Origin of the sequence: Streptomyces cyaneofuscatus (assembly GCF_033109485.1) — a bacterium.
GTDB lineage: Bacteria > Actinomycetota > Actinomycetes > Streptomycetales > Streptomycetaceae > Streptomyces > Streptomyces cyaneofuscatus.
In genome coordinates, this window is record NZ_CP137002.1 from 7,318,419 (window position 1) to 7,344,438 (window position 26,020).

General features: G+C 72.1%; 23 protein-coding genes. 10 read left to right on the top strand and 13 right to left on the bottom strand.

Features of this window, described 5'->3' with window-relative positions:
• Positions 1 to 134: 134 nt before the first annotated feature.
• Together R2B67_RS32405 and R2B67_RS32410 are read right to left on the bottom strand one after the other, a co-directional pair.
• Complete coding sequence (locus tag R2B67_RS32405; protein WP_018516055.1) at positions 135 to 863, bottom strand: type 1 glutamine amidotransferase; 729 nt, start codon at positions 861 to 863, stop codon at positions 135 to 137.
• A gap of 34 nt (positions 864 to 897) precedes the next feature.
• Positions 898 to 2,136 (bottom strand): Mur ligase family protein, encoded by a 1,239-nt coding sequence (locus tag R2B67_RS32410; RefSeq protein WP_317823091.1) that lies wholly within the window; start codon positions 2,134 to 2,136, stop codon positions 898 to 900.
• Between the two features lie 114 nt (positions 2,137 to 2,250).
• On the opposite strand from R2B67_RS32410, the gene def reads away from it, so the two are divergent.
• A complete protein-coding gene (gene def, locus R2B67_RS32415) occupies positions 2,251 to 2,802 on the top strand; it encodes a peptide deformylase (protein ID WP_317823093.1) in 552 nt (183 codons plus the stop codon).
• Here def and R2B67_RS32420 read toward each other — a convergent pair.
• Positions 2,799 to 3,473 carry a TetR/AcrR family transcriptional regulator gene (locus tag R2B67_RS32420; protein ID WP_109976828.1) on the bottom strand — a complete coding sequence of 225 codons (675 nt, stop codon included), beginning with the start codon at positions 3,471 to 3,473 and terminating at the stop codon, positions 2,799 to 2,801. The genes def and R2B67_RS32420 overlap by 4 nt on opposite strands.
• Before the next feature lie 186 nt (positions 3,474 to 3,659).
• Between R2B67_RS32420 and R2B67_RS32425 the strand changes: the two genes are divergently transcribed.
• Positions 3,660 to 4,886, top strand: a complete 1,227-nt coding sequence (locus R2B67_RS32425; protein WP_030567493.1) for an acyl-CoA dehydrogenase family protein — start codon at positions 3,660 to 3,662, stop codon at positions 4,884 to 4,886.
• 54 nt (positions 4,887 to 4,940) lie between these two features.
• Here the strand turns inward: R2B67_RS32425 and R2B67_RS32430 are convergent, their stop codons facing one another.
• From R2B67_RS32430 to R2B67_RS32440, 3 genes are all read right to left on the bottom strand, one after another.
• The gene (locus R2B67_RS32430; RefSeq protein WP_317823095.1) at positions 4,941 to 5,429 is read right to left on the bottom strand and encodes a glutathione peroxidase; all 489 of its coding nucleotides are present in this window, start codon (positions 5,427 to 5,429) and stop codon (positions 4,941 to 4,943) included.
• A 51-nt stretch (positions 5,430 to 5,480) separates the two neighbouring features.
• On the bottom strand, positions 5,481 to 6,005 hold the full coding sequence (locus R2B67_RS32435; RefSeq protein ID WP_317823097.1) for a GNAT family N-acetyltransferase: 525 nt from the start codon (positions 6,003 to 6,005) through the stop codon (positions 5,481 to 5,483).
• A 145-nt stretch (positions 6,006 to 6,150) separates the two neighbouring features.
• Positions 6,151 to 7,116, bottom strand: a complete 966-nt coding sequence (locus tag R2B67_RS32440; RefSeq protein ID WP_317823099.1) for a DUF389 domain-containing protein — start codon at positions 7,114 to 7,116, stop codon at positions 6,151 to 6,153.
• 201 nt (positions 7,117 to 7,317) lie between these two features.
• Between R2B67_RS32440 and R2B67_RS32445 the strand changes: the two genes are divergently transcribed.
• Positions 7,318 to 7,566: a DUF6011 domain-containing protein gene (locus R2B67_RS32445; RefSeq protein ID WP_018516047.1), complete on the top strand. Its 249-nt coding sequence runs from the start codon at positions 7,318 to 7,320 to the stop codon at positions 7,564 to 7,566.
• An 11-nt stretch (positions 7,567 to 7,577) separates the two neighbouring features.
• Here the strand turns inward: R2B67_RS32445 and R2B67_RS32450 are convergent, their stop codons facing one another.
• Complete coding sequence (locus R2B67_RS32450; protein WP_317823101.1) at positions 7,578 to 8,444, bottom strand: acyl-CoA thioesterase; 867 nt, start codon at positions 8,442 to 8,444, stop codon at positions 7,578 to 7,580.
• 46 nt (positions 8,445 to 8,490) lie between these two features.
• The gene (locus tag R2B67_RS32455; protein WP_317823102.1) at positions 8,491 to 11,064 is read right to left on the bottom strand and encodes a DEAD/DEAH box helicase; all 2,574 of its coding nucleotides are present in this window, start codon (positions 11,062 to 11,064) and stop codon (positions 8,491 to 8,493) included.
• Positions 11,065 to 11,141: 77 nt separating this feature from the next.
• On the opposite strand from R2B67_RS32455, the gene R2B67_RS32460 reads away from it, so the two are divergent.
• Both R2B67_RS32460 and R2B67_RS32465 read left to right on the top strand, forming a co-directional pair.
• The gene (locus R2B67_RS32460) at positions 11,142 to 11,933 is read left to right on the top strand and encodes a metal-dependent hydrolase (protein WP_317823106.1); all 792 of its coding nucleotides are present in this window, start codon (positions 11,142 to 11,144) and stop codon (positions 11,931 to 11,933) included.
• 56 nt (positions 11,934 to 11,989) lie between these two features.
• On the top strand, positions 11,990 to 13,525 hold the full coding sequence (locus R2B67_RS32465) for an ATP-dependent DNA ligase (RefSeq protein WP_317823117.1): 1,536 nt from the start codon (positions 11,990 to 11,992) through the stop codon (positions 13,523 to 13,525).
• A gap of 43 nt (positions 13,526 to 13,568) precedes the next feature.
• On the opposite strand, the gene R2B67_RS32470 is transcribed toward R2B67_RS32465, so the two are convergent.
• Positions 13,569 to 14,930, bottom strand: a complete 1,362-nt coding sequence (locus tag R2B67_RS32470; RefSeq protein ID WP_317823118.1) for an NAD(P)/FAD-dependent oxidoreductase — start codon at positions 14,928 to 14,930, stop codon at positions 13,569 to 13,571.
• Between the two features lie 219 nt (positions 14,931 to 15,149).
• On the opposite strand from R2B67_RS32470, the gene R2B67_RS32475 reads away from it, so the two are divergent.
• The 4 genes from R2B67_RS32475 (at position 15,150) to R2B67_RS32490 (ending at position 17,974) form a co-directional block, all read left to right on the top strand.
• Positions 15,150 to 15,854: a hypothetical protein gene (locus tag R2B67_RS32475; protein ID WP_317823122.1), complete on the top strand. Its 705-nt coding sequence runs from the start codon at positions 15,150 to 15,152 to the stop codon at positions 15,852 to 15,854.
• Between the two features lie 81 nt (positions 15,855 to 15,935).
• A complete protein-coding gene (locus R2B67_RS32480; protein ID WP_317823123.1) occupies positions 15,936 to 16,598 on the top strand; it encodes a DsbA family protein in 663 nt (220 codons plus the stop codon).
• Positions 16,599 to 16,706: 108 nt separating this feature from the next.
• Positions 16,707 to 17,075 (top strand): BlaI/MecI/CopY family transcriptional regulator, encoded by a 369-nt coding sequence (locus tag R2B67_RS32485; protein WP_109976820.1) that lies wholly within the window; start codon positions 16,707 to 16,709, stop codon positions 17,073 to 17,075.
• Positions 17,072 to 17,974: a M56 family metallopeptidase gene (locus R2B67_RS32490; protein ID WP_317823124.1), complete on the top strand. Its 903-nt coding sequence runs from the start codon at positions 17,072 to 17,074 to the stop codon at positions 17,972 to 17,974. The genes R2B67_RS32485 and R2B67_RS32490 overlap by 4 nt, the downstream gene beginning before the upstream one ends.
• Positions 17,975 to 17,986: 12 nt before the next feature.
• Here the strand turns inward: R2B67_RS32490 and R2B67_RS32495 are convergent, their stop codons facing one another.
• Positions 17,987 to 19,024, bottom strand: a complete 1,038-nt coding sequence (locus R2B67_RS32495; protein WP_317823126.1) for a C40 family peptidase — start codon at positions 19,022 to 19,024, stop codon at positions 17,987 to 17,989.
• A gap of 140 nt (positions 19,025 to 19,164) precedes the next feature.
• Between R2B67_RS32495 and R2B67_RS32500 the strand changes: the two genes are divergently transcribed.
• The gene (locus tag R2B67_RS32500) at positions 19,165 to 20,703 is read left to right on the top strand and encodes a fused MFS/spermidine synthase (protein WP_317823127.1); all 1,539 of its coding nucleotides are present in this window, start codon (positions 19,165 to 19,167) and stop codon (positions 20,701 to 20,703) included.
• A gap of 16 nt (positions 20,704 to 20,719) precedes the next feature.
• Here R2B67_RS32500 and R2B67_RS32505 read toward each other — a convergent pair whose 3' ends face one another.
• The 3 genes from R2B67_RS32505 to R2B67_RS32515 form a co-directional block, all read right to left on the bottom strand.
• Positions 20,720 to 22,501 carry an ABC transporter ATP-binding protein gene (locus tag R2B67_RS32505; protein ID WP_317823129.1) on the bottom strand — a complete coding sequence of 594 codons (1,782 nt, stop codon included), beginning with the start codon at positions 22,499 to 22,501 and terminating at the stop codon, positions 20,720 to 20,722.
• Entirely contained in the window at positions 22,498 to 24,354 is a 1,857-nt protein-coding gene (locus R2B67_RS32510; RefSeq protein ID WP_317823130.1) for an ABC transporter transmembrane domain-containing protein, read from the bottom strand. The genes R2B67_RS32505 and R2B67_RS32510 overlap by 4 nt, the downstream gene beginning before the upstream one ends.
• A gap of 166 nt (positions 24,355 to 24,520) precedes the next feature.
• Entirely contained in the window at positions 24,521 to 26,020 is a 1,500-nt protein-coding gene (locus R2B67_RS32515) for a Gfo/Idh/MocA family protein (protein ID WP_317823132.1), read from the bottom strand.

The following is a 26,020-nucleotide window of genomic DNA, read 5'->3' on the forward strand; positions in this document are numbered from 1 at the left end:
ACCTTTGCAACGTTAAGTCGACGACCGGACCACGTCGTCCGGTTGGATCCCCGCCACCCTACCGGCGCAGGGTGGCGGGACCGAACCGTGCGTCCGCCTGCTGGACTCCGCTCAACCGAGCGGAAAACCCCTCATCAGGCGGGCTGTGTCGCCGAGGCGATCCGCTCCGCGCGCAGCGCCTCGTACCAGCGGTCGTCGGTCGGCGGCAGCGCGTTCACGTCGAGCGCCAGCTTCAGCAGGTGGTCGGCGATCTGCGGGTTGCGGGCCATCACGGGGCCGTGCATGTACGTCCCGAAGACCGTGTCGTTGTACGCGCCCTCCGTGCCGTCCCCCGTGCCGTTGCCCCGGCCGAACCGCACCCGGGCGAACGGCCGTGCCGTCGGGCCGAGATGGGTGACGCCCTGGTGGTTCTCGAACCCGGTCAGCGGCTCCAGGCCGAGGTGCGGGTCGATGTCCGCCAGTACGTCGCCGACGCACCGGGCACCCTCGCCGCGGGTCGAGACCACGTCGAGGAGGCCGAGACCCGGCTCGCGCTCACCGAGGTCGTTGATGAACTCGTGGCCGAGGATCTGGTACCCCGCGCAGACCGAGAAGATGATCGCCCCGTTGGACGCGGCCCGGCTCAGCCCGCCGTCGCGCCGCAGCCGCTCCGCCGCGAGGCGCTGGGGCCGGTCCTCGCCGCCGCCGATCAGATAGATGTCGCCGGACGTCGGCACCGGCTGGTCGCTGCGCACGTCGACGCGCTGCACGTCCAGACCGCGCTGCCGGGCCCGCCGCTCCACGACCAGGGCGTTGCCCTGGTCGCCGTAGGTGCTGAGCAGGTCGGGGTAGACCCAGACCAGACGCAGACCGTTGTTGCTCATGCTTCGTCCTCTCCGGAGGTGGCCGGGGCCGGGGTCAGTTGCCGACACGACGGCGCAGATCCTGGAAGGCGGTGTAGTTGGCGATGACCTCGATACGGCCGGGCGGTGCGTACTGCACGGCCTCGTCGAGGTTCTCGCAGACCCGGAAGTCGAGACCGGCGACTTCGAGCCGGACCGCGAGGTCCAGCTTGCGGTCGCCGAGCACGAAGATCGGGTGACCGGCCAGCTGGGTGTAGTCGACGTCCCAGAGCCAGGAGGTGTCCGTGCCGTCCGCGCCGCGGGCGTTGACGGAGAGGATCACCGGCGTCGGCGGCGGGTCGATCAGCGAGAACGTCTCCAGCCAGCCGGCCGGGTTCTTCGCCAGCAGCAGGCGCAGCTCACGGTTCTGGAAGGTCACGACGTCGTAGCGTCCGGCGACCGCCTGCACCTGGTACATCCGCTCCAGCGCGACCTGCGGCGGCACACCGAAGACGGCGGCGACCGCGGCCGAGCTGGCGGCGTTCGCCTTGTTGGCGCGGCCCGGCAGCTGGAGGTGGATCGGCCAGGCCGAGCCGTGCGGGTCCAGGACGTAGTCGCCGTTGAGGGCCCAGCTCGGGGCGGGACGGCGGAAGCCGCACTGCCCGCAGAACCAGTCCTCGCCGGGGCGCTGCATCACACCGCCGCAGGACGGGCAGGACCAGGCGTCGTCCTTCCACGCCTGACCGGCCGCCACCCACACCACGTTGGGCGAGGAGGAGGCCGCCCAGACGACCAGCGGGTCGTCCGCGTTGGCGATGATCACGGCCTTGGAGCCGGAGAGGCCCTCGCGCCAGTGCTCGGCCATCATCCGGGTCTCGGCCGCGCGGTCCAGCTGGTCGCGGGAGAGGTTGAGCAGCGCGATCGCCTTGGGGGTGGTGTCGCGGGCGACGCCGGCGAGATACTTCTCGTCGACCTCGATCACGCCGAACTTCGCGTCCGAGCCGCCGGCCAGCGCCGAGGTGATGCCCGCGGGCATGTTCGCGCCGAGCGCGTTCGACACGACGGGCCCCGCGGCCCTCAGCGCCTCGGCGATCAGCCGGGTCGTCGTCGTCTTGCCGTTCGTCGCCGACACGAGGATCACGTCCAGGTGCTGCGCCAGCCGCCCCAGCAGGTCGGGGTCGAGTTTGAGCGCCACCCGGCCGCCGATCACCGATCCGCTGCCCCGCCCCGCGGCGCGTGACACCGCCGCCGCGGCCTTGCCCGCCGTCACGGCCAGTTTGGCCCGCGGCGACAACGGCTCCGTGTTGCCTGCCATCGTCCTAGATCCTCCTTGCATCGGTCCGCGCCCAGCCTATCGATGTCCGGCGCGGCGACCGCACCGCGGCACCACGGGAACGCACCGGCCGCGGCGGAACGTACGCTTGCCGCCATGCGAAACCGCCCGATCCCCGGCAGTTCCGGACTCGTCCGTGAGATGAGTCTGCTCGGCGACCCGTTGCTCCACCGTGCCTGTGAGGACGTGACGGAGTTCGGACCTTCGCTCGCGAGGCTGGTCGAGGACATGTTCGCCACGATGTACGCCGCGCAGGGTGTCGGGCTCGCCGCCAACCAGATCGGCGTCCCGCTCAAAGTGTTCGTCTACGACTGCCCGGACGACGACGACGTCCGTCATCTGGGACACGTCGTCAACCCCGAACTGGTCGAGGCGGACGGACTCACCGTACGCGGACCGGAGGGCTGTCTGTCACTTCCGGGTCTGGAAGCGGGCACGGAACGCTTCGACCACGCGGTGGTCGAGGGCTTCACGATGACGGGTGAGCCGGTGCGGATCGTGGGGACGGGGTGGTTCGCCCGGTGCCTCCAGCACGAGTGCGACCACCTGGAGGGCCGGGTCTACACCGACCGGCTGACCGGGCTGCGGAGGTCCCGGGCGCTGCGGGCGGCGCGCCGGGCGCCGTGGGCCCGTAAAAACGCCCTCTAGAACCCCGGGCCGCCCTTCACGTCGCGGTCGCCCGCCTCCGCCAGTCGCCCCCACAGCAGGTCCGCGAGGCTGCGCACCAGCCGCTCGCGGGAGCAGGGCCGGTCGGCGAGCCACCAGTCGCCCGCCGCGTGCATCATGCCGACGATGCCGTGGCCCCAGATGCGCGCCATCTGCTCGCCGTCCGGGCCCAGGTCCACCCGCTCGACGATCACCTGGCCCAGCTCCTCGCCGAGGCGGCGCAGCAGCGGGGCGGAGTGGCGGCCGACGTCGAAGCCCTGCTCGGGGGAGAGGGCGGCCTCCGCGGAGGTGGCGGAGTCATCGGAGGGGTGCATCAGGAAGCGGTAGACCTGCGGGCGGGCCTCGATCGCGGCGAGATAGGTGTCGAGGGTGGCCTCGACCCGGGCGCGGCGCTCAGCGGGGGCGTCCAGGGCCGCGCGCAGGGCGCTGAGGAGGGCGTCGGTGTGGCGTTTGGCCAGCGCGCGGTAGAGGCCGCCCTTGTCCCCGAAGTGGCGGTAGAGGATGGGTTTGGTGATCCCGGCCTCGGCGGCGATCGCGTTCATCGACGCCTGCGGGCCGTCCCTGAGCACCACCCGGTCCGCTGCTTCGAGCAGTTCGCGGCGGCGGGCCTCGGCCGCGGTCCGCTGTCGCTCGGCGCCGCGTGTGGTCTCCATGTCGTCTCTCCCACCCCTGGCCCTGCAATTTCTTCACGTCTGCTTCTTCGCGCCTGCGCAACGTAACACCACGCCCGGCGCCCTTGTCGATCAGCTCCGGGACGGTTGACATTGCCTACTGTCCGGTAACAGACTGCGGTTACCGCAAGTAACGCATGCTTTTCACGGCAGTGCATGGAGGGGAACATGGCCGAGTTCACACTCGATCTCAACGACGACCAGAAGCAGGTCCGTGACTGGCTTCACGGCTTCGCGGCGGATGTGATCCGCCCCGCGGCCTCGGAGTGGGACGAGCGTGAGGAAACGCCCTGGCCCGTCATCCAGGAGGCGGCCAAGGTCGGCATCTACTCCCTCGACTTCTACGCCCAGCAGTTCTTCGACCCTACGGGGCTCGGCATCCCCATGGCCATGGAAGAGCTGTTCTGGGGCGACGCGGGTATCGCCCTCTCCATCGTCGGTACGGGCCTGGCGGCCGTCGGCGTCCTCGCCAACGGCACCGAGGAGCAGATCGGCACCTGGATCCCGCAGATGTACGGCGACGCGAACGACGTGAAGGTCGCCGCCTTCTGCTCCTCCGAACCCGACGCCGGATCCGACGTCGCCGCGATGCGCACGCGTGCCGTCTACGACGAGGCCAAGGACGAGTGGGTCCTCAACGGGACCAAGACCTGGGCGACCAACGGCGGCATAGCCAACGTCCACGTGGTGGTCGCCGTCGTCGACGCGGACCTCGGCTCCAAGGGCCACGCCTCCTTCATCGTGCCGCCCGCCACCCCCGGCCTCTCCCAGGGCCAGAAGTTCAAGAAGCACGGCATCCGGGCCTCGCACACCGCCGAGGTGGTCCTGGAGGACGTCCGCGTCCCCGGCCACTGCCTGCTCGGCGGCAAGGAGAAGCTCGACGAGCGCCTCGCCCGCGCCCGGGAGCGCGCCAAGTCCGGCGGCGAGCGGGTCAAGAACGCGGCGATGGCCACCTTCGAGGCCTCCCGCCCGGCCGTCGGCGCCATGGCCGTGGGCACCGCCCGAGCGGCGTACGAGGTGGCCCTGGACTACGCCAAGACGCGCAGCCAGTTCGGCCGCCCGATCATCGACAACCAGGGCATCGCCTTCCAGCTCGCCGACATGCGCACCCAGATCGACGCGGCCCGGCTGCTGGTCTGGCGCGCCTCCTGGATGGCGACCACCGGCAAGCCGTTCACCTCGGCGGAGGGCTCCATGTCGAAGCTCTACGCCAGCGAGACCGCCAAGAAGGTCACCGCGCAGGCCATCCAGATCCTCGGCGGCAACGGCTTCACCCGCGAGTACCCGGTGGAGCGGATGCACCGGGACGCCGCGATCTACACCATCTTCGAGGGCACCAGCGAGATCCAGCGCCTGGTGATCGCCCGCACGCTGTCGGGCATGCCGATCCGCTGACGGACACGCGAAAAAGGGGGGCCGTCCGAGGACGGCCCCCCTTCACACCATCACTCAGCCGGGCAGCTGCGCCTCGATCGCCGCCACGACCTCCGTCGACTCCGGCTCGCTGCGCGGGCGGATCCGGGCCACCGGCTCACCGGTCGGCGAGATCACGAACTTCTCGAAGTTCCACTGGACGTCCCCGGCCTCGCCGTCCGCGTCCGCCAGCTTCGTCAGCTCCGCGTACAGCGGGTGCCGGCCGGCCCCGTTGACCTCGATCTTCTCCAGGAGCGGGAAGGTGACGCCGTACGTCGTCGAGCAGAAGGTCTCGATCTCCTCGGCGCTCCCCGGCTCCTGCCCGGCGAACTGGTTGCACGGCACACCGAGCACGGTCAGCCCCCGGTCCCCGTACGCCTGCTGCAGCCGCTCCAGGCCCTCGTACTGCGGGGTGAGCCCGCACTTGGACGCCACGTTCACCAGCAGGACGGTCCGGCCGCTCCAGGCGCCCAGGGTGGTCGGCTCACCGGCGAGGGTGTGCAGCGGAATGTCGTGCAGCGTCATGAAGCTCTCCCTGATCATCGCGTGCGTGGTGCCCATTGTGCCGCCCGCCGCTCATCGGGCGGCGAGCTCCTTGTAGTAGAAGGTGGTCGGCTTCAGGCTGCCCGCCGGGTCGGCCGCGTATCCCGGCACGGACCCCACTTCCGTCCAGCCCGCCTTGCAGTAGACCTGCTCGGCCAGGCTGCCGCTCTCGGTGTCCAGGATCAGCAGGGTGATGCCCTCGACCTGCGCGTACGTCTCCACGGCGTCCAGCAGCGCCCGCCCGATTCCCTGGCCGCGCGCGGCGGGGCGGACCATCAGCTTGGCGACCTCGGCGCGGTGCCGGGCGTTCGGCAGCGGCGCCCGGACCAGGGCGATGGTCCCGGCGACCCGGCAGCCCTCCCGGGCGATCCAGATGGAGACCTCCCCGGACTCCACGGCGCCCGCGCGCTCCCGCCACCAGACGGCGGCCTTCTCCCGGTCCAGCGGAGCCAGGAAGCCCACCGAGGAGCCCTCCTCGACGGTCTCCACGAGCAGCTCGGCCATCTCATCGGCGTACGTGACCAGCTCGGGGCCGGACACGTGGACGATCTCGGTCATGCGCAAGAGTCCTTTCACAGCGGAACAGTCGGGAGGGGTACGGGACTCGGGGCCGGACGCCGACGTGATCCGGCTCCTCCGCCGTATCCCTCCTATCCGCATGGTGTCCCCGATATGCGGGAGGCGTCGACAGGGGAGAGCGCGTTCAGGCCTCCCTCTCGCCGCCGGTGCCGTGGGCGCGCCGGAGGCCCACCCGCCGCCAGACCGCCCGCTGGATCTTGAGCACGGCGGCGCCCACCACGATCAGCACCACGATGTTCACCACGAGCTGGACGAGCGAACCCCAGGCGTCGGGCCAGCTGGTGAACGCGGTGGAGACCGCGATGTCCGCGGCGGCGGGGATCGTCGTGACGGAGATGAACACGCCGAGCAGCGCGCTCGTCCTGGCCTCGGTCAGCGACACGATCCCGACGATCCCGGCCAGGGTGGCGACGGCGATGGAGAAGAAGTTGGGTGTGTTGATCAGGTTGGAGACGGGGCGCAGCCCCCGGTCGAACGCGTCCGACTCCAGGCCGAAGCCACGGATGAGGAGACTGAAGAGGAAGGTGACGACGATCGTCAGAAGGAAACCCGTCCCCAGCGCGAAGAGGCCGCGCCGCACCATGGCCCCGTGTTTCTGGTCGATCCCGAGCGCCACGGCGACGATCGCCCCGTACTCGGGCCCGACGACCATGGCCGCCACGATCAGGATCTGTGAATTGGTGACAATGCCGACCGAACCGATCATTCCCGCGATGACGAGATAGAGGTAGAAGCTCGGCCGGTACCGGCCCTCCGCCCGGATGCGTGCCTCGACCTGCTCCCAGACCGGCGCCCCTCGCAGCGGTCCGAGCGCCCGCCGCCCGTCTTCCGCGGCCGCGCTGGCGAAGGCCATGTCCACCGGTTCGATGACCAGCGAGCCCCGCTGGTCGACCCGCAGGGTCCGCAGCCGGTGCAGGACCTCGTTGGCCGCCCCGGTCAGGACGTCGCAGGCGATGGAGTCGCCGTCGGGATGGCGGGCGGCGTCCCGCCGCACGATCAGGTTGAGCACACACGGATCGTCCGCGAGCAGGCCGACGGCCTCGTCGGTGAGGTCGGGCGGGCTCACCGCGCGGATGTGGATCATGTCCATACCGCTACCTCCGCGGCTCCGGCTGCGGCTTCAGCTCCGGCTCCGGATCCGGCTCCGTGGGACGGAACTCCGCCCGGCCGGCGGCACGGGGGTCACTCCAGTAACGCGGCCCCGGCCCCGTTCGGCAAACCGGTACCGGCCGACCGTGGAGCCCGCCGCCCCCTCGGGCGGCCACGCGGCCGTGCTGGGAGGATCGGGGGCGTGGACACTCCCGATGCCTTCCCCGAACCGCTGCCCGGGGCCGACGGGGCCGTAGCACCGGACCCGGCGGCCGAGGACGCCCCGCCGCGCCGCCTGATCCGCTGCCGCCTCTGCGGCCGCCCCCTCACCGGCGCGGACTCCCGCCGCACCGGCCTCGGCCCGTCCTGCGACGCCAAACTGCACCCCGCGCCGCCGGACATCCGCACCCGCCGCCACGAGGTCGAGCAGGACCCGCTGCCGGGCACGTGAGACGGGCCGAACTACAGCCGCCGGAACAGCCCCTCCTGCACCACCGACACGAGCAGCTGCCCCGACCGGTCGTAGATCCGGCCCCGGGCCAGACCGCGCCCGCCCGTCGCGATCGGCGACTCCTGGTCGTACAGGAACCACTCGTCCGCCCGGAACGGCCGGTGGAACCACATCGCGTGGTCCAGCGACGCCATGTCGAAGCCGCGCGGACCCCACAGCGGCTCCACCGGGATGCGCACCGCGTCCAGCAGGGTCATATCGCTCGCGTACGTCAGCGCGCAGGTGTGCACCAGCGGGTCGTCACCCAGCGGGCCGACCGCCCGCATCCACACCGCGCTGCGCGGATCGGCGTCCTTGATCTCGTCCTGCGTCCAGCGCAGCCGGTCGACGTACCGGATGTCGAAGGGCTGGCGCCGGGCCATCCGCTCGAACGCCTCCGGCAGTCCGCCCAAGTGCTCGCGCACCTCGTCCGCGACCGTCGGCAGCTCCTCCGGGTCCGGGACGATCCGGGCCGGCGGCAGCTGGTGCTCGAAGCCCGCCTCCTCGGGGCGGTGGAAGGAGGCCGTCAGGTTGAAGATCGTCCGGCCCTCCTGGACGGCCGTGACCCGCCGGGTGGTGAAGGACCTGCCGTCCCGGACCCGCTCCACCTGGTAGACGATCGGCACGCCGGGGCGGCCCGGCCGCAGGAAGTAGGCGTGCAGCGAGTGCACCGGCCGCTCCCCGTCGGTCGTGCGGCCCGCCGCCACCAGTGCCTGGCCCGCGACCTGCCCGCCGAAGACCCGTTGCAGGGACTCCTCGGGGCTGCGGCCGCGGAAGATGTTGACCTCGATCCGCTCCAGGTCGAGAAGGTCGACCAGGCGCTCGGCCGGATTCGTCATGCCGTACCTCTCCGCTTCCGCGTCCACTCACTCACCAGGGGGTCTCTCACAGCTGGCCGACCTTCGTGACCCGGACGACCGCCCGGCCCTCCTCGTCCGACGCGGCCAGGTCCACCTCGGCCTGGATGCCCCAGTCGTGGTCGCCCGCCGGGTCCGCGAACGCCTGCCAGACCCGCCACAGCCCGTGCGCCGGGTCCTCCTCGATCTTCAGCAGCTTCGGGCCGCGCGCGTCCGGACCGGTGCCGATCTCCTCGTGCGCGTCCCAGTACGCGTCCAGCGCCTCGCCCCACGCGTCCTCGTCCCACCCGGAGTCGCCGTCCAGCTCGCCCAGGTCCCGCGCCCGGTCCAGCGCGGCCAGCTCCACCCGCCGGAACATCGCGTTGCGCACCAGCACCCGGAAGGCGCGCGGGTTCGCCGTGACCGGCTTGACCTCGTCCGCCTTCTCCTGCGCCTGCTCGGCCGTCTCCACCTCGGGGTTGGCCAGCTGCTCCCACTCGTCCAGCAGGCTGGAGTCCACCTGGCGCACCATCTCGCCGAGCCAGGAGATCAGGTCCTGGAGGTCCTCGGACTTCACGTCGTCCGGGATCGTGTGCTCCAGCGCCTTGTACGCGCTCGCCAGATACCGCAGCACGATGCCCTCGGTCCGGGCCAGCTCGTAGTGCGAGGTGAACTCGGTGAAGGTCATGGCCCGCTCGAACATGTCCCGGATCACCGACTTCGGCGACACCGGGTGGTCGTTCACCCACGGGTGGCTCGTGCGGTACACGTCGTAGGCGTGCCACAGCAGCTCGCTCAGCGGCTTGGGGTACGTGACCTCCTGGAGCAGCTCCATCCGCTCCTCGTACTCGATCCCGTCGGCCTTCATCTGCCCCACGGCCTCGCCGCGCGCCTTGTTCTGCTGCGCCGCGAGGATCTGCCGGGGATCGTCCAGCGTCGACTCGACGACCGAGACCATGTCCAGGGCGTACGACGGGGATTCGGCGTCCAGCAGGTCGAACGCGGCCAGCGCGAACGTGGAGAGCGGCTGGTTCAGCGCGAAGTCCTGCTGGAGGTCGACCGTGAGGCGCACGATCCGCCCCTCGGCGTCCGGCGTCTCCAACTGCTCCACCACCCCGCCGTCCAGCAGCGAGCGGTAGATGGCGATGGCCCGCCGGATGTGCCGCAGCTGCGCCCGGCGCGGCTCGTGGTTGTCCTCCAGCAGATGCCGCATCGCCTCGAAGGCGTTGCCGGGACGGGCGATGACCGCGAGCAGCATCGTGTGCGTGACCCGGAAGCGGGAGCTCAGCGGCTCCGGCTCGGACTGGATCAGCTTGTCGAACGTGGTCTCCGACCAGGCGACGAACCCCTCGGGCGCCTTCTTGCGGACCACCTTGCGCTTCTTCTTCGGGTCGTCGCCCGCCTTCTTGACGGCCTTCTCGTTCTCGATGACGTGCTCGGGGGCCTGCGCCACCACGAACCCGGCCGTGTCGAACCCGGCCCGCCCGGCGCGCCCCGCGATCTGGTGGAACTCCCGCGCGCGCAGCGTCCGCACCCGGGTCCCGTCGTACTTGGTGAGCGCCGTGAACAGCACCGTACGAATGGGTACGTTGACGCCGACGCCGAGCGTGTCCGTACCGCAGATCACCTTCAGCAGACCGGCCTGGGCCAGCTTCTCCACCAGGCGGCGGTACTTGGGCAGCATGCCCGCGTGGTGCACGCCGATGCCGTGGCGCACGTAACGGGAGAGGTTCTGGCCGAACTTGGTGGTGAAGCGGAAGCTGCCGATCAGATCGGCGATCTTCTCCTTCTCCTCCTTCGTGCACATGTTGATGCTCATCAGCGACTGCGCCCGCTCCACCGCCGCGGCCTGGGTGAAGTGCACGATGTAGACCGGCGACTGCCGGGTGTCCAGCAGCTCGGTCAGCGTCTCGGTGATCGGCGTGAAGCGGTACTCGTAGCTCAGCGGCACCGGACGGGTCGCCGAGCGCACCACGGAGGTGGGCCGGCCGGTGCGCCGGGTCAGGTCCTTCTCGAACATCGAGACGTCGCCGAGCGTCGCCGACATCAGGATGAACTGCGCCTGCGGCAGCTCCAGCAGCGGGATCTGCCAGGCCCAGCCCCGGTCCGGCTCGGCGTAGAAGTGGAACTCGTCCATCACGACCTGGCCGATGTCGGCGTACTTCCCGTCGCGCAGCGCGATGGAGGCCAGCACCTCGGCCGTACAGCAGATCACCGGGGCGTCCGCGTTGACCGAGGCGTCACCGGTCAGCATCCCGACGTTCTCGGTGCCGAAGAGCTTGCACAGGTCGAAGAACTTCTCCGAGACCAGCGCCTTGATCGGCGCGGTGTAGAAGGTGACCTTGTCCTGGGCCAGCGCGGTGAAGTGCGCGGCCGCCGCCACCAGGCTCTTGCCCGAGCCGGTCGGGGTGGAAAGGATCACGTTCGCCCCGGACACCACCTCGATCAGCGCCTCCTCCTGAGCCGGATACAGCGTGATGCCCTGGCTCTCGGTCCATGACGAGAAGGCCTCGAAGAGGGCGTCGGGGTCGGCGGTCTGGGGAAGCTGGTCGATGAGGGTCACGCCCCCATCTTGCCTGTCTTCGGACCGGATGAGGGAACCGGCGGGCACCACCAAGATCATGGGCGATACGCTGCGCACTCAACCAGCCCGCGCCGTACCGGTGATGGGCACACCACGCTCTGGGGGCGGAACAAGCCATGATGGGACCGGCGCACTCTCTGTCAGGGGCAGCGGCCTGGCTGGGGGTGGGCGCGGCGGCCGCCGCCACGGGCCACACGATGCCCTGGCCCGTCCTGGTCGTCGGGGCGCTGATCTGCGCGGGAGCCGCGCTCGCCCCCGACCTCGACCACAAGTCCGCGACCATCTCGCGCGCCTTCGGCCCACTGTCGAAGGGGCTCTGCGAGGTCACCGACAAGATCTCCTACGCCGTCTACAAGGTCACCAAGAGCAAGGCCGACCCCCGCCGCACCGGCGGCCACCGGACCCTGACCCACACCTGGTTCTTCGCCGTCCTGATGGGCGCCGGCTGTTCCTTCGCCGCCATCACCGGCGGGCGCTGGGCGGTCCTCGCGATCCTCTTCGTCCACCTGGTGCTCGCCGTCGAGGGCCTGCTCTGGCGGGCCGCCCGGGTCTCCAGCGACGTCCTCGTCTGGCTGCTCGGCGCCACCAGCGCCTGGATCCTCGCCGGGGTCCTGGACCAGCCCGGCAACGGCGCCGGCTGGCTCTTCGACGCCCCCGGACAGGAGTACATGTGGCTCGGCCTGCCCATCGTGCTGGGCGCCCTGGTCCACGACATCGGAGACGCGCTGACCGTCTCGGGCTGCCCGATCCTGTGGCCGCTGCCGATCGGCGGCAAGCGCTGGTACCCGCTCGGCCCTCCGAAGTTCATGCGGTTCCGGGCCGGCAGCTGGGTGGAGATCAAGGTGCTGATGCCCGCGTTCATGGTGCTCGGGGGAGTGGGCGCGGCCGCCGCCCTCAACTTCATATGACCCGGCGGCCGTGTTGCGGGCGGGCGGTCCGCCCGGCCCCGTAGCACCATGGCCGCATGCTGCTCGCCGAGCTCGCCCAGGTCTCCCTGGAGGTCGCCGCCACCTCCGCCCGGTCCAGGAAGGTGGCGCTCCTCGCCACGCTCTTCCGGGACGCCGGACCCGAGGACGTCCCCGTCGTCATCCCGTACCTCGCCGGACGGCTGCCCCAGGGCCGGATCGGCGTCGGCTGGCGCTCCCTCGGCGACCCCGTCGAACCCGCCGCCGAGCCCACGCTCACCGTCACCGGGGTCGACGCCGAGCTGACCGCCCTGGCCGCGATCTCCGGCACCGGCTCCCAGGCGCTGCGCCGGGAGCGGCTGCGCGCCCTGTTCGCCGCCGCCACCGCCGATGAGCAGCACTTCCTGCGGGCCCTGCTCACCGGGGAGGTCCGCCAGGGCGCCCTGGACGCCGTCGCCGCCGACGCGCTGGCCAAGGCCGCCGAGGCCCCGCCCGCCGACGTCCGCCGGGCCGTGATGCTCGCCGGGTCGCTCCAGGAGGTGGCCCGCGCGCTCCTCGCGGACGGCCCCGGCGCGCTCGCGGGCTTCCGCCTCACCGTGGGGCGGCCCGTCCAGCCGATGCTGGCCCACACCGCCGCCTCCGTCACCGAGGCCGTGGACAAGCTGGGCCCCTGCGCCGTGGAGGAGAAGCTCGACGGCATCCGCGTGCAGGTGCACCGGGACGGCGACCGGGTCCGTGCCTACACCCGGACCCTGGACGACATCACCGACCGGCTCCCCGAACTCGTCACCGCCGTGGCCGCGCTGGAGACCGGGCGCTTCATCCTGGACGGCGAGGTGATCGCGCTGGGGGATGACGGCAGGCCGCGCCCCTTCCAGGAGACCGCCGCCCGGGTGGGCTCGCGGCGTGACGTGGCCGCCGCTGCCGCCGGCGTACCTGTCGTGCCCGTCTTCTTCGACGCCCTGTCGGCCGACGGCGTGGACCTGCTCGACCTGCCCTTCGCCGAGCGCCACGCGGCCCTGGCGCGGCTGGTCCCCGAGGCTCTGCGGGTGCGGCGCGCGCTGGTTCCGGACCCTGAGGACGCGGAGGCGCGCCGGGCCGCCGAGGCGTTCCTCGCCGAGACCCTGGAGCGCGGCCACGAGGGGGTCGTCGTCAAGGACCTGGCCGCCGCCTACAGCGCGGGCCGCCGGGGCGCCTCCTGGCTCAAGGTCAAGCCGGTGCACACCCTGGACCTGGTGGTGCTGGCCGCCGAATGGGGGAGCGGACGGCGTACGGGGAAGCTCTCCAACCTCCATCTGGGCGCCCGCCGCCCCGACGGCACGTTCGCGATGCTCGGCAAGACCTTCAAGGGGCTCACCGACGCCCTGCTGGAGTGGCAGACGGAGAAGCTGCGCGAACTGGCGACCGGCGAGGACGGACACATCGTGACCGTACGTCCGGAACTCGTCGTGGAGATCGCCTACGACGGGCTCCAGCGCTCCACCCGCTACCCGGCGGGCGTCACCCTCCGGTTCGCCCGGGTCCTGCGCTACCGCGAGGACAAGACGGCGCAGGAGGCGGACACGGTGGAGACGGTCCTCTCACGGCAGCGCTGAGCCGCGCCCCGGGACAGCGGAGGCGCGGCTCGGACGCCGGTGCTCAGTGCTTGATGACCGACGACTGCGTGTGCTCCTTGATCTGCTCGGGCGTCAGATAGGCGCCCGTGTACTCGAAGTCCCGCAGCGTCGCCGGTTTGCGCGCCTGGAACCCCGTCCGTACGAAGTCGTCACCGGCGACCGCGTTGAGCAGCCAGTTCGTCATGACCCGGGTCTTGGCGACGTTCGTCCGCAGCGCCGACCAGTGGTAGCCGCGCGCCACGGCCTGTGCGGGCAGCCCGTGCAGCTCGATGCCCAGCGGCTTGGACACCGCGTCCTTGCCGCCGAGGTCCACGACGAGCCCCAGGTCCTTGTGGACGTAGTCCTTGAGCGGCTGGTTGCGCAGCGAGGCGATCAGGTTGTCCGCCATCACCTTGCCCTGGCGCATCGCGTGCTGCGCGGTCGGCGGGCAGACCGCCCCGTCGCCCTTGGCCAGGTCGGGCACGGCCGCCGCGTCGCCGAGCGAGAACACCCCGTCCGAGCCCGGCAGCTTCAGCTGCGGTGTCACGGCCAGCCGGCCGCGTACGGTCTCCGCGCCCAGGGTGGCGATCAGCGGACTGGCGGCCACCCCGGCGGTCCAGATCAGCGTCCGGCAGGGCAGCACCCGGCCGTCGGTGAACGTCACCTCCTCGGCGGTGGCCTTGGCGATGGAGACCCCGAGCGACACCTCGATGTTCCGCTTGCGGAGGATCTCCAGGGCGGCCTTCCCCAGCTTGTCGCCCAGCTCCGGCATCAGCTTGGGCGCGATGTCGATCAGATGCCACTTGATCAGCTTCGGATCGAGCCGGGGGTAGTGCCGGATCGCGTTCGTGGTGAGCCGTTGCAGGCAGGCGGCCGTCTCCGTGCCCGCGTAACCGCCGCCGACCACCACGAACTGGAGCCGCGAGGCCCGCTCGGCCTCGTCCTGGCTGGCGTCGGCCAGGTCGAGCTGGGCGATGACGTGGTCGCGTACGTATGCCGCCTCCGCCAGCGTCTTCATCCCGCGGGCGTGGTCCAGCAGTCCGGGGATGTCGAACGTCCGGGTCACACTCCCGGCGGCCAGCACGATGTAGTCGTACGGCTCGTTGACGACCTCGTCCGTGATCTTCCGGATGACGCAGACCTTGGCCTCGGTGTCCACGCCGATCGCCCCGCCGGGGATGATCCGGGTGCGGTGGCGTCGGCTGCGGCGCAGGGAGACCGCGACCGACTGGGGGGTGAGCACGCCGGAGGCCACCTGGGGCAGCAGCGGCAGGTAGAGCTGGTAGGAGAACGGCGTGACGAGCGCGATCTCGGCCTCGCCCGGAGCGAGCCTGCGCTCCAGCCGTTGTACACATTCGACACCTGCGAAGCCGGCGCCGACGACGAGAATCCTGGGTGGTGCCACGGTCTGCGTCCCTTCTCGGGCTTGCGTGGTTCTGCGCTCGCCTGCCCCGTATACCGGCCGATGCACTCCTCATCCTCACCGGATGCACCCCGGACCGCCTCCCGGCGGGGGTGAACGGGCCGCCGCACGGTGGACCGGCGGGGTGCCGCGGTCCCACCGGCTCGGTCGCCCTCATCCCGTCGAAGGGCGCCCGGGGCGCGGCGAGTACGCTGCGGGTGCGTGCGCGGCCGTGCGGCGCAGGCCCTCCGCAGCCGCCCCGACTCCTCGAAAGCCCCCGGTATGCCGTCGCTCCGCGCCTCGCGCCCCGCCTCCCCGGCGGCCGGGATGGTGCGCGGGCTGCGGGCGGGGTCGCTCGCCGTGCTGTGCGTGTCGCTGCCGCTCGCCGCTCATCTCCTCGCCCGCTGCCAGGCACCGGTCTGGGCCGTCGTCGCCGCGGTCGCGGTGGTCGTGGTCCCGGCGGCGGTGGCGCTGACACGGCGGCGCCTCTCGGACAACCAGGTCGTCGGTGTCCTCGCCGTCTCGCAGCTGGCGTACCAGCTGGCGTACGCGCTGCCCGGCGTCTGCCGCGCGGTGGGCGCGGACGGCGTGCCGCTCTGGACCGAGCACGCGGCGAGCACGCATGTGCCCTCAGGCGTGCTGCTCTCCGGTCAGCTGGTCGCTCTGCTCGTCGCGGCCCGCGCACTGGGCCTCACGGAGCTGCTGCTCGGGCGCGGTCGGCCCTTGCTGGCGGCGGTCGGCCGCCTCCTGTCCTTCGTACGGCCGTCGGCCTGCGAACCTCGCGCCCACGGGCCGCGGCGCGGGCACCGGGAGCGTACGCGGCGGCTCAGGTCCGCCGTCCTCGCGCGGCTGCGGTCGGGGCGGGCCCCTCCGTTCGGGCCGCCGCTCGTCCGGCCGAGGCCGGCCGGCGGCCCCTGCCTGCCCTGACGGGCCCCGCCACGCCCGTCCTGCCCCGCCGGGCACACGGCCATCGGCGTGTCCGGCCACATCCATGAGGACGCACGACCCATGAAGAAGCATCTGATCGTCGCCGCAGTGATCCTGGCGGCCTTCGCCGCCGGCCTCGGCTCCTTCCTGCTGCTGGCACCCGAGGACCGCGACCGGGGGATGACGGACATCGAAGCCGCCGCCCAGGCTCAGCCCGTACGGGAGTCCAGCCACCGGCTCACCTCACCGGAGCGGAGCGAGCTGACGGTGGTGGAGTTCCTGGACTTCGAGTGCGAGGCGTGCGGAGCGGTGTACCCGGCCGTGGAGAAGCTGCGCGAGGAGTACGGGGACCGGGTCACCTTCATCGCCCGCTACTTCCCGATGCCGGGACACAAGAACGCCCAGCTCGCCGCCCGTACGGTGGAGGCCGCCGCACAGCAGGGCAAGTTCGAGGAGATGTACGGCAAGCTCTTCACCACCCAGGCGCAGTGGGGCGAGGCCGACGAGTCCAAGGAAGCCCTCTTCCGCACGTACGCCGGGGAACTCGGCCTCGACATGGCGAAGTTCACCGCCGCGCTGAACGACCCGGCGACCACCGAGCGGATCGAGGCCGACCAGCGCGACGGCCTCGGCCTCGGCGTCCAGGGCACACCGACGTTCTTCGTCGACGGGCTCAGGATTCCCAACCCCGGCTCGTACGAGGAGTTCCGCGCGCTCATCGAGAAGCGGCTCGCGCGCAAGTGAAGCAGCGGCTTCGGGAGCACGTACGGTCCGTGCTCCTGAAGCCGCCGCGCGACCTAGTATGGGAACGCGGGCGCATGAAGAGGGCGCGGGACGGAAGAGGGACGGGGCATGCGACGGCTCGGAGAGCTTGAGGCCGAGATCATGGACCGTCTGTGGACCTGGGACAGACCGGCGACGGTCCGCGAGATCGTGGACGACATCAACCTCCGCCGCCCCGCCGCCTACACGACGGTGATGACCGTGGCCACGATCCTCTACGACAAGGGCTGGCTCACCCGGCGGAAGCAGGGGCAGGCGTGGCTCTACACACCGGTCCGCAGCCGTGAGGCGTACTCCGCCGCTCTCATGGAGGACGCCCTGGGGGCGAGCCGGGACCGCTCGGCCGCCCTCGTCCACTTCGTCGAGCGGATGACCGACGAGGAGGTCGCCGCGTTGCGCGAGGCGCTGCGGGCGACGGGCCGGGGCGGCGAGTTGTGAACGCCGCCCCCGCCTTCCTCGGCTACGCGGCCGCCGTCGGCGTGGTGACCCCGCGCCTGCTGCTCCGCAGCAGTTGGCCGCAGCGCGCGCCGCTGCTGGCGGTCGCCGTCTGGTTCGCCCTCGCGGCATCCTTCTCGGTCTGCGTCCAGCTCGCCGCCGCGCACCTCGCCACGCCGGGGGCGCATCTCCACGGCATCCTGTACTCCTGCCGCGCGGCCCTGGGGCTCGGCGGCGAACCCGACGCAGCCACCGGCCCGTCCTGGGGCCTCGTGGCGCTCACCGTGCTGCTCGCCGTGCATCTGTCCGGCTTCGCCTTCCACGCCGTACGGGCGTACGCCGCACGCGCCCGGCACCGCGATGTCCTGGACAAGGTGGGCCGGCCCTCGGCGCTCCTGCGGGCCACGGTGGTGGAGCACGCCGAGCCCGCCGCGTACTGCCTGCCGGGCCGCCGACCGCGGGTGGTCGTCAGCAGCGGCGCGGTCGACGCCCTCTCGCACGACGAACTGGGCGCCGTCGTCGAACACGAGCGGGCCCACATCCACGGCCGCCACCACCTCGTCCTCGCGGCCGCCCACGCCTTCGCCTGGATCTTCCCCGGGCTGCCTCTGGCCCGGCACCTGCGGGAGCAGATCCCGCTGCTGCTGGAGATGGCCGCCGACGACCGCGCCCTGCGCCGCAGTCCGCAGAACGCACTGGCCACAGCGATGTTCACGCTGGCCTCCGGCCGGGCGCCGCGCGGGGCGCTGGCGGTCGGCGGCGAGACGGTGCTGATCCGCCTGAAGCGCGTTCTGGTGCCGCCGCGCAGCGCGCATCCCGCGCTGCGCTGCACGGTCGGCACCGGCGCCCTCATGGCCCCGCTGCTCCCCGTCCTGCTGACCTGCCACGCCGGACTCGGCTGACAGGCGCCCGCGTCAGATCCGTACGCCCCACATGAACGGCATCCCGCTGCGGGCCATCGACTCGTAGCGCACCTGGGCCCCCGGCTTCGGCGAGTGGAGGATCTGGCCGTTCCCGGCGTAGAAGCCGACATGGCTCAGGTCGGTGCGCATGATGACGAGGTCGCCGGGCTTGAGCGCGCTCAGGGAGCTGATCCGGGTCCCGGCGTTGGCCTGCGCCTGGGAGGTGCGCGGCAGGTTCACCCCCGCCTGGCGGAACGCCCAGGAGGTCAGACCGGAGCAGTCGAACGACCCCGGACCGGTTGCGCCCCACACGTACGGCATGCCGACCCGGGTCTTGGCCGCCGCGAAGGCCGCGGCGGTGATGCCCGAGGCACTGGCCTCGTTGCCGAGCTCGACCCGCGCGCTGGAGCGGTTGGCGCGCTCCTCCTTGGCGGCGATCGCGGCCCGCTCCTTGGCCGTCAGCGTGTTGAGGAGCCGCTGCGCCTCGGCCAGCTTGCCCTGGATCTCCTTCTTCCGGCTCCCCAGCTCCTTCCGGGTGTCCTGGAGGTCGGTGAGCTTGGCGCCGGCCTGGGTGCGCTGCTGCTGGAGGGCGCGCTGCTCGGAAAGGAAGCGGTCGAGCGCCTGCGACTGCCGTGCGCCCAGCCGGTCCAGGACCGCCGCCTCGTCCAGATAGGCGTCCGGGTCGGAGGAGAGCAGCAGCCGCACCGACGGGTCGATCCCGCCGCTGCGGTACTGGGCGGCGGCCGCCGAACCGAGCCCGCGGCGCAGCTCGTTGAGGTCTTCCTGCTTGCGGGCCACGGCCTCCTGGAGGTTGTCCGCCTCCTTGCGGAGCTTCTCCGCGTTCTCCTTCGCCCCGTTGTACTTCTCCGTGGCCTGGGTCGCCTCCTCGTGGAGGCGGTCTATCTGCGCCTGCACGCCCTTCTTGTTCGGATCGGGCAGCGGGTCGGCGGAGGCCGGAGAGGCGGAGAGCGCCACGCTCACCGCGGCGGTCGCCGTGAGCACGGACGCGTACCCGCTGGTGGGCTGCTTGGGACGACGGTGGGAGGCCACGGGAACGGGCTCCTTCTTCCTCGGCCGCCGACCGAGGGGCCGTGCGGAGGCTGAGCCCGCATACTAATCAACTTAGTGGCTGGGTTCCAAGCGCCTCCCGGTCGGCCGGAGTTCCCCCGCCCGCATGCGAGGATGCTGCGGTGACCACACCGACCTCCCCGCCCGTGGCCGACGACCCGCCCCTCGACCAGGGGCTCGGGCAACGCGCCGCAGCGGTTCTCGTGTTCGGATCCTCGGCCGCGGTCCTGGTCGTCGAGATCGTCGCCCTGCGGCTGCTGGCCCCCTACCTCGGCCTCACCCTCGAAACCAGCACCCTGGTGATCGGCATCGCCCTCACCGCGATCGCGCTGGGCTCCTGGCTGGGCGGGCGCGTCGCCGACCAGGTCGACCCGCACCGGCTCATCGGGCCCGCGCTCGGGGTTTCGGGCGTCGTCGTCGCGCTCACCCCGCTCCTCCTGCGCACCACCGCGGAGTGGGCGGCTCCGGCGCTCCTGCTGGTCGCGGCGGGGACCCTCCTCGTCCCCGGCGCGCTGCTCTCCGCGGTGACCCCGCTCGTGACGAAGCTGCGGCTCACCAGCCTCGCCGAGACCGGGACGGTCGTGGGGCGGCTCTCCGGCGTCGGCACCTTCGGCGCCATCGTCGGGACCGTCCTCACCGGCTTCGTCCTCATCTCGCGGCTGCCTGTCAGCTCCATCCTGATCGGCCTGGGCGCCCTGCTGGTGATCGGCTCCGTGCTGGTCGGCTGGCGGGCACGCCGCTGGCGCCGGGCCTCGGCCGTGGCGCTGGCCGCCGTCGTCGCGGGCTCGCTGGCCACCGCGTTCGCCCCGGGCGGCTGTGACGCGGAGACCCGCTACCACTGCGCCCGGATCGTCGCGGACCCCGAGCGGGCCACCGGCCGCACCCTGGTCCTGGACGGCCTGCGCCACTCGTACGTGGACGTCGAGGACCCGACGTACCTCCGGTTCGGTTACGTACGCGCCTTCGCGGCCGTCGTCGACACCGCGTTCCCCGCAGGCGACCCCCTCGCCGCCCACCACATCGGGGGCGGCGGCCTCACCTTCCCGCGCTACCTCGCCGCCGCACGCCCCGGAACCCGCAGCCTCGTCTCCGAGATCGACGGCGGCGTCGTCCGCATCGACCGCGAACAGCTCAACCTGGGGGCCTCCAGCGGCATCGACGTCCGCGTGGAGGACGCCCGGCTCGGCCTGAAGCGGCTGGAGACCGACAGCCGGGACCTCGTCGTCGGCGACGCGTTCGGGGGTGTCAGCGTGCCGTGGCACCTCACGACCACCGAGGCGCTGCGGGACGTCCACCGCGCGCTCAAGAAGGACGGGCTGTACGCGGCCAACGTCATCGACCACGGCCGCCTCGCCTTCGCCCGCGCCCAGGTCGCCACGCTCGCCGAGGTCTTCGAGCATGTCGCCGTCATCGGCGCGCCCGTGGACATCGGCCTCGACCCGGACGCGACCCCACTGGGCGGCAACATGGTGGTGCTCGCCTCCGACCGGCCGTTCGACGCGCCCGCGATCCAGGAGGCCCTGGACACGCGGGAGACCGACTGGAGGATCGCCACCGGGGACGCGGTCACCGCCTGGACCGGCGACGTCCCGGTCCTCACCGACGACCACGCACCCGTCGACCAGCTCCTCCAGCCGCACCCCGTCCGAACGGCCCGCTGAAAACCCTGAGAGCCCCTCACCCGTGCCAGGACCGCCACAGCGCTGCGTACGCCCCGTCCGCCGCCACCAGCTCGTCGTGGCTGCCCAGTTCGCTGATCCGGCCGTCCTCCACCACCGCGATGACGTCCGCGTCGTGCGCGGTGTGCAGGCGGTGCGCGATCGCCACCACCGTACGGCCCTCCAGCACCCGGGCCAGTGAACGCTCCAGATGGCGGGCCGCCCGCGGGTCCAGCAGCGACGTCGCCTCGTCCAGCACCAGCGTGTGCGGGTCGGCCAGCACGAGACGGGCCAGCGCGATCTGCTGCGCCTGCGCCGGGGTCAGCGCGAACCCGCCCGAACCGACCTCGGTGTCCAGCCCCTTGTCCAGGCCCTTCGCCCAGCCCTCCGCGTCGACCGCGGCCAGCGAGGCCCACAGCTCGGCATCCTGCGCACCGTCCCGGGCCAGCAGCAGGTTGTCCCGCAGCGAGCCGACGAAGACATGGTGCTCCTGGTTGACCAGGGCCACATGCTCCCGGACCCGCTCCGCCGTCATCCGCGACAGCTCGGCCCCGCCGAGGGTCACCTCGCCGGTGCGCGGGGCGTAGATCCCGGCCAGCAGGCGGCCCAGCGTCGACTTGCCCGCGCCCGAGGGCCCGACCAGGGCGAGCCGGGTGCCCGGAGCCACGTCCAGCGACACCTGGTGCAGGACGTCGACGCCCTCCCGGTACCCGAACCGCACCTCGTCCGCCCGTACGTCCCGGCCCTCAGGCCCGACCTCGGCGTCACCGGCGTCCGGCTCGATCTCCCGTACGCCGACCAGCCGCGCCAACGACACCTGGGCGACCTGGAGTTCGTCGTACCAGCGCAGGATGAGGCCGATCGGGTCGACCATCATCTGCGCCAGCAGCGCACCCGTGGTCAGCTGTCCGACCGTCAGCCACCCCTCCAGCACGAACCAGCCGCCGAGCAGCAGGACCGCGCCGAGGATGGTCACGTACGTCGCGTTGATGACGGGGAAGAGGACCGAGCGCAGGAACAGCGTGTACCGCTCCCACGCCGTCCACTCGGTGATCCGCCGGTCCGACAGCGCGACGCGGCGGACGCCGAGGCGGTGCGCCTCCACGGTCCGCCCGGCGTCCACGGTCTCGGCGAGCATGGCGGCGACGGCCGCGTAACCGGCGGCCTCCGAGCGGTACGCCGAGGGCGCGCGCCGGAAGTACCAGCGGCAGCCGATGATCAGCACCGGCAGCGCGATGAGCACGGCCAGCGCCAGCGGGGGAGCGGTCACGGTGAGCGCGCCGAGCAGCAGCCCGGCCCAGACGACGCCGATCGCCAGCTGCGGCACGGCCTCGCGCATCGCGTTGGCCAGCCGGTCGATGTCCGTGGTGATCCGGGAGAGCAGATCGCCGGTCCCGGCCCGCTCCAGGACTCCGGGCGGCAGCCCCACCGACCGTACGAGGAAGTCCTCGCGCAGATCGGCGAGCATCTCCTCGCCCAGCATCGCCCCGCGAAGCCGCATGGACCGGGTGAACACCGTCTGGATCACCAGCGCGAGCGCGAAGATGGCCGCCGTGCGCTCCAGATGGAGGTCGGCGACCCCGTTCGAGAGGTCCTCGACCAGACCGCCGAGCAGATACGGTCCGGCGATCGACGCGATGACCGCCACCGCGTTGGCGCCGATCAGGAGGGCGAAGGCCTTGCGGTGACGCCGCAGCAGATCCCGTACGTAACTCCGTACGGTCGTGGGGGTGCCCACGGGCAGGGTGGTGGCCGACTCCGGGGCGGCCGGGTCGTACGCCGGTGGTGCGACGCCGATCATGCCCTCTCCTCGATTTCCTGAGTGCTGTTGTCCATGGCGGGGACGGTCACGTTGCTCGCCGCCGCCTCGTCGTCGGTCTCGCGGGTGACGACGGCCCGGTAGCGCGGTTCGGAGCGCAGCAGCTCGCGGTGAGTGCCCGCGGCGACCACGCTGCCCTCGTGGACCAGAACGACCCGGTCGGCGACGTCCAGCAGCAGCGGGGAGGAAGCGAACGCGACCGTCGTACGGCCCCGGCGCAGCCCCGCGACTCCGGCGGCGACGCGCGCCTCGGTGTGCGAGTCGACGGCGGAGGTCGGCTCGTCCAGAACCAGCGCCTCCGGGTCGGTGATCAGCGACCGGGCCAGCGCGAGCCGCTGGCGCTGACCGCCGGAGAGCGACCTGCCCCGCTCGGTGATCCGGGTCCGCATCGGGTCCCCGTCGTTGTCCGGGGAGGCCTGGGCCAGGGCCGCGAGCACATCGCCGCACTGCGCCGCCTCCAGCGCCTCCTCGGCGGTGACCAGCCCCGAGGACGGGACGTCCAGCAGCTCCTGGAGCGTGCCGGAGAGCAGTACCGGGTCCTTGTCCTGGACCAGGACGGCGGTCCGGGCGGTGTCCAGCGGGAGTTCGTCCAGCGCGACGGCGCCGAGCAGGACGGAGGGGGCCTCCTTCGCCTCCTCCCTCTCCTCCCTCTCCTTCTTCTCCTCCTCGGTGTCCTGGTCGCCGGTCTGCGCATGGCCGCCCAGCCGTTCGGCCAGCCGTCCCGCCTCGTCCGGGTCGCCGCAGACGACCGCGGTGAACTGGCCCCGGTGGGCCATCAGCCCGGTGGCGGGGTCGTACAGGTCGCCCGACGGAACGCCCGCCTCCGTGGCCGTCCGGTCGCTGCGACGCAGCGACAGCACGCGTACGGCGCGCTGTGCGGACGGCCGCGAGAAGGAGTAGGCCATCGCGATCTCTTCGAAGTGACGCAAGGGGAACAGCATCAGGGTGGCCGCGCTGTAGACCGTGACCAGCTGGCCCACGTCGATGCGGCCCTCCCGTGCCAGCGTCGCTCCGTACCAGACCAGGGAGATCAGCAGGATGCCCGGCAGGAGGACCTGCACCGCCGAGATCAGCGCCCACATCCTCGCGGAGCGCACGGCGGCCTTGCGGACCTCCTGGGAGGCGCGGCGGTAGCGGCCGAGGAACAGCTCCTCGCCGCCGATGCCGCGCAGCACCCGCAGTCCGGCCACGGTGTCCGAGGCCAGCTCGGTCGCCTTGCCCGCCTTCTCGCGCTGCTCGTCGGCGCGCCGGGTGGCGCGGGGGAGCAGCGGCAGCACGGCCAGGGCCAGCACCGGCATGGCGACGGCCACCAGGACGCCGAGGGTCGGCAGGTAGATGACCAGCCCCACGCAGACCACGACGAGCGCGATTGCGGCGGCCAGGAAGCGCGAGAGCGCCTCGACGAACCAGCCGATCTTCTCCACGTCGCCCGTGGAGACGGCGACGACCTCACCGGCGGCGACCCGCCGGGTCAGGGCGGCGCCCAGCTCGGCGGTCTTGCGCGCCAGGAGCTGCTGCACCCGGGCGGCGGCGGTGATCCAGTTGGTCACGGCGGTCCGGTGGAGCATGGTGTCGCCCACCGCGATCAGGACGCCCAGGGCCACGATCAGACCGCCGGCCAGCGCCAGGCGGGTGCCGGAGCGTTCGATGACGGCCTGGACGGCGACGCCGACGGTGACCGGGAGCCCGGCGATGCTCAGCTGGTGGAGGAGTCCCCAGCCGAGCGACTTGAGCTGTCCGCCGAGCTGATTGCGCCCGAGCCAGTACAGGAAGCGTGGGCCCGACCGTACATCGGGGTCGCCGGGATCCGAATACGGAAGATCGCGAATCTGCATGACGTCCCAGGGCTCGGTATGCGCGGGGCCCGTGCGGGCCTCGGAGTTACGGGGTGACCAAACCGTGCAAGGTTCGCTTCCCGCCCCCCTCCGGGGCAACCGGTTTTCTCCGCGCCGGCGGCCGCCCCCGGGGTCCCGTGCCGAGCCGCACGGGACCCCGCCGCCGTCACGCGGCCGGCTTCTCCGAGTCCATCCCGGACCTGGCCTTCTTCCACGCTCCCCGGGTGAAGTCCGGTATGGGGAGCGGGGCGCCCTTGGCCTTGATCGAGAGGTGGCTCAGCGGCACGGGGGCCGTCCAGACGGCCGCGTCGTACACGTCGAAGTCCGGGACGAGGCCGAGCCGCATGCACTGCATCAGCCGGAAGATCATGATGTAGTCCATCCCGCCATGGCCGCCCGGCGGATTGGCGTGTTCCTTCCAGAGCCAGTGGTCCCACTCGGCGTACTTCTTGAAGTCGTCCCACTGGTGGTTGGTGTTCGTGGGCTCCAGGTAGATCCGCTCCGGGTAGTCCTCGAAGACGCCCCGGGTGCCGCCGAGGCTGTTGATACGGGAGTACGGGTGCGGCGACGACACATCGTGCTCCAGCCGGATCACCCGGCCCTTGGCCGTCTGGATCAGGCTGATCGTCCGGTCGGCGCCGATGTACGACTCCTTCCAGCTGGGGTCGCCCGCCGGCATGTGCTCCTTGCGGTACGCGGCGAGGCCGAGGGCGGGGGTGCCGATGCTGGTGATGGAGACGGCCCGGTCACCCCGGTTGACGTCCATGTAGTTGGCGACCGGACCGAACCCGTGGTTGGGGTAGAGGTCGCCGCGCAGCCTGGTGTGCCAGAGCCGCCGCCAGGGACCCTCGTAGTAGTCGGGGTCGAACATCAGCTCGCGCAGGTCGTGGTTGTACGCCCCCGCGCCGTGCAGCAGATCCCCGAAGAGGCCCGCGTGCGCCATCCGGAGGACCCGCATCTCGTTCTTGCCGTAACAACAGTTCTCCAGCTGCATGCAGTGGCGCCGGGTGCGCTCGGAGAGGTCGACGAGCTGCCAGAGCTCCTCCAGGCGCATCGCGATCGGACACTCCACGCCGACGTGCTTCCCGTTCAGCATCGCCGCCTTGGCCATCGGGAAGTGCGTCTCCCAGGGGGTGGCCACGTAGACGAAGTCGATGTCCCCGCGCCGGCAGAGGTTGACGTAGTCGTCCTCGCCCTTGGCATAGACGGCGGGGGCGGGCTGCCCGGCGGCCGTCACCTTGGCGGCGGCCTTCTCCGTCTTGTCCCGGACCGGGTCGCAGACCGCCACGACCCGGACGCCGGGGACGGCGAGGAAGAGGTCGATCATGCTGTCGCCCCGGTTGCCGAGGCCCACGATGCCGACCCGGACGGTCGAGCGCCGCTCGAAGGGGACGTCGGCCATGGTGCGGCCCTGGCGGGCGGGGACGGCTGTCGCGGCCGCCACCGCGTCTGCTGCTCCCGCTGCTTCCGGCGTGGCGGCTGCGGCGGCCGACGCGGTGCCTCCCGTGAGGGCGCTCAGGCCGAGTCCGGCGCCGGCCACGCCCGCCGTGGTCCACAGGACCGAACGGCGGCTGGGATCCTGCCGGTCCGGCCGGCCGGTGTCGTCGCCGGAGTGGTGCGGGGGGAGATCCTGCGGTGCCTGTCCGGGCCGGGCGTCGTCGTTCAT

Excerpts from the sequence above, each read along its gene's own strand:
- R2B67_RS32505 (WP_317823129.1), bottom strand. The coding sequence starts at position 22,501 with ATGATCGGCGTCGCACCACCGGCGTACGACCCGGCCGCCCCGGAGTCG.
- R2B67_RS32485 (WP_109976820.1), top strand. The coding sequence starts at position 16,707 with ATGCGACGGCTCGGAGAGCTTGAGGCCGAGATCATGGACCGTCTGTGG.
- def (WP_317823093.1), top strand. The coding sequence starts at position 2,251 with ATGCGAAACCGCCCGATCCCCGGCAGTTCCGGACTCGTCCGTGAGATG.
- R2B67_RS32455 (WP_317823102.1), bottom strand. The coding sequence starts at position 11,064 with ATGATCTTGGTGGTGCCCGCCGGTTCCCTCATCCGGTCCGAAGACAGG.
- R2B67_RS32410 (WP_317823091.1), bottom strand. The coding sequence starts at position 2,136 with ATGGCAGGCAACACGGAGCCGTTGTCGCCGCGGGCCAAACTGGCCGTG.
- R2B67_RS32420 (WP_109976828.1), bottom strand. The coding sequence starts at position 3,473 with ATGGAGACCACACGCGGCGCCGAGCGACAGCGGACCGCGGCCGAGGCC.
- R2B67_RS32405 (WP_018516055.1), bottom strand. The coding sequence starts at position 863 with ATGAGCAACAACGGTCTGCGTCTGGTCTGGGTCTACCCCGACCTGCTC.
- R2B67_RS32435 (WP_317823097.1), bottom strand. The coding sequence starts at position 6,005 with ATGACCGAGATCGTCCACGTGTCCGGCCCCGAGCTGGTCACGTACGCC.
- R2B67_RS32440 (WP_317823099.1), bottom strand. The coding sequence starts at position 7,116 with ATGGACATGATCCACATCCGCGCGGTGAGCCCGCCCGACCTCACCGAC.
- R2B67_RS32460 (WP_317823106.1), top strand. The coding sequence starts at position 11,142 with ATGATGGGACCGGCGCACTCTCTGTCAGGGGCAGCGGCCTGGCTGGGG.
- R2B67_RS32450 (WP_317823101.1), bottom strand. The coding sequence starts at position 8,444 with ATGACGAATCCGGCCGAGCGCCTGGTCGACCTTCTCGACCTGGAGCGG.
- R2B67_RS32510 (WP_317823130.1), bottom strand. The coding sequence starts at position 24,354 with ATGCAGATTCGCGATCTTCCGTATTCGGATCCCGGCGACCCCGATGTA.
- R2B67_RS32480 (WP_317823123.1), top strand. The coding sequence starts at position 15,936 with ATGAAGAAGCATCTGATCGTCGCCGCAGTGATCCTGGCGGCCTTCGCC.
- R2B67_RS32465 (WP_317823117.1), top strand. The coding sequence starts at position 11,990 with ATGCTGCTCGCCGAGCTCGCCCAGGTCTCCCTGGAGGTCGCCGCCACC.
- R2B67_RS32425 (WP_030567493.1), top strand. The coding sequence starts at position 3,660 with ATGGCCGAGTTCACACTCGATCTCAACGACGACCAGAAGCAGGTCCGT.
- R2B67_RS32430 (WP_317823095.1), bottom strand. The coding sequence starts at position 5,429 with ATGACGCTGCACGACATTCCGCTGCACACCCTCGCCGGTGAGCCGACC.
- R2B67_RS32515 (WP_317823132.1), bottom strand. The coding sequence starts at position 26,020 with ATGAACGACGACGCCCGGCCCGGACAGGCACCGCAGGATCTCCCCCCG.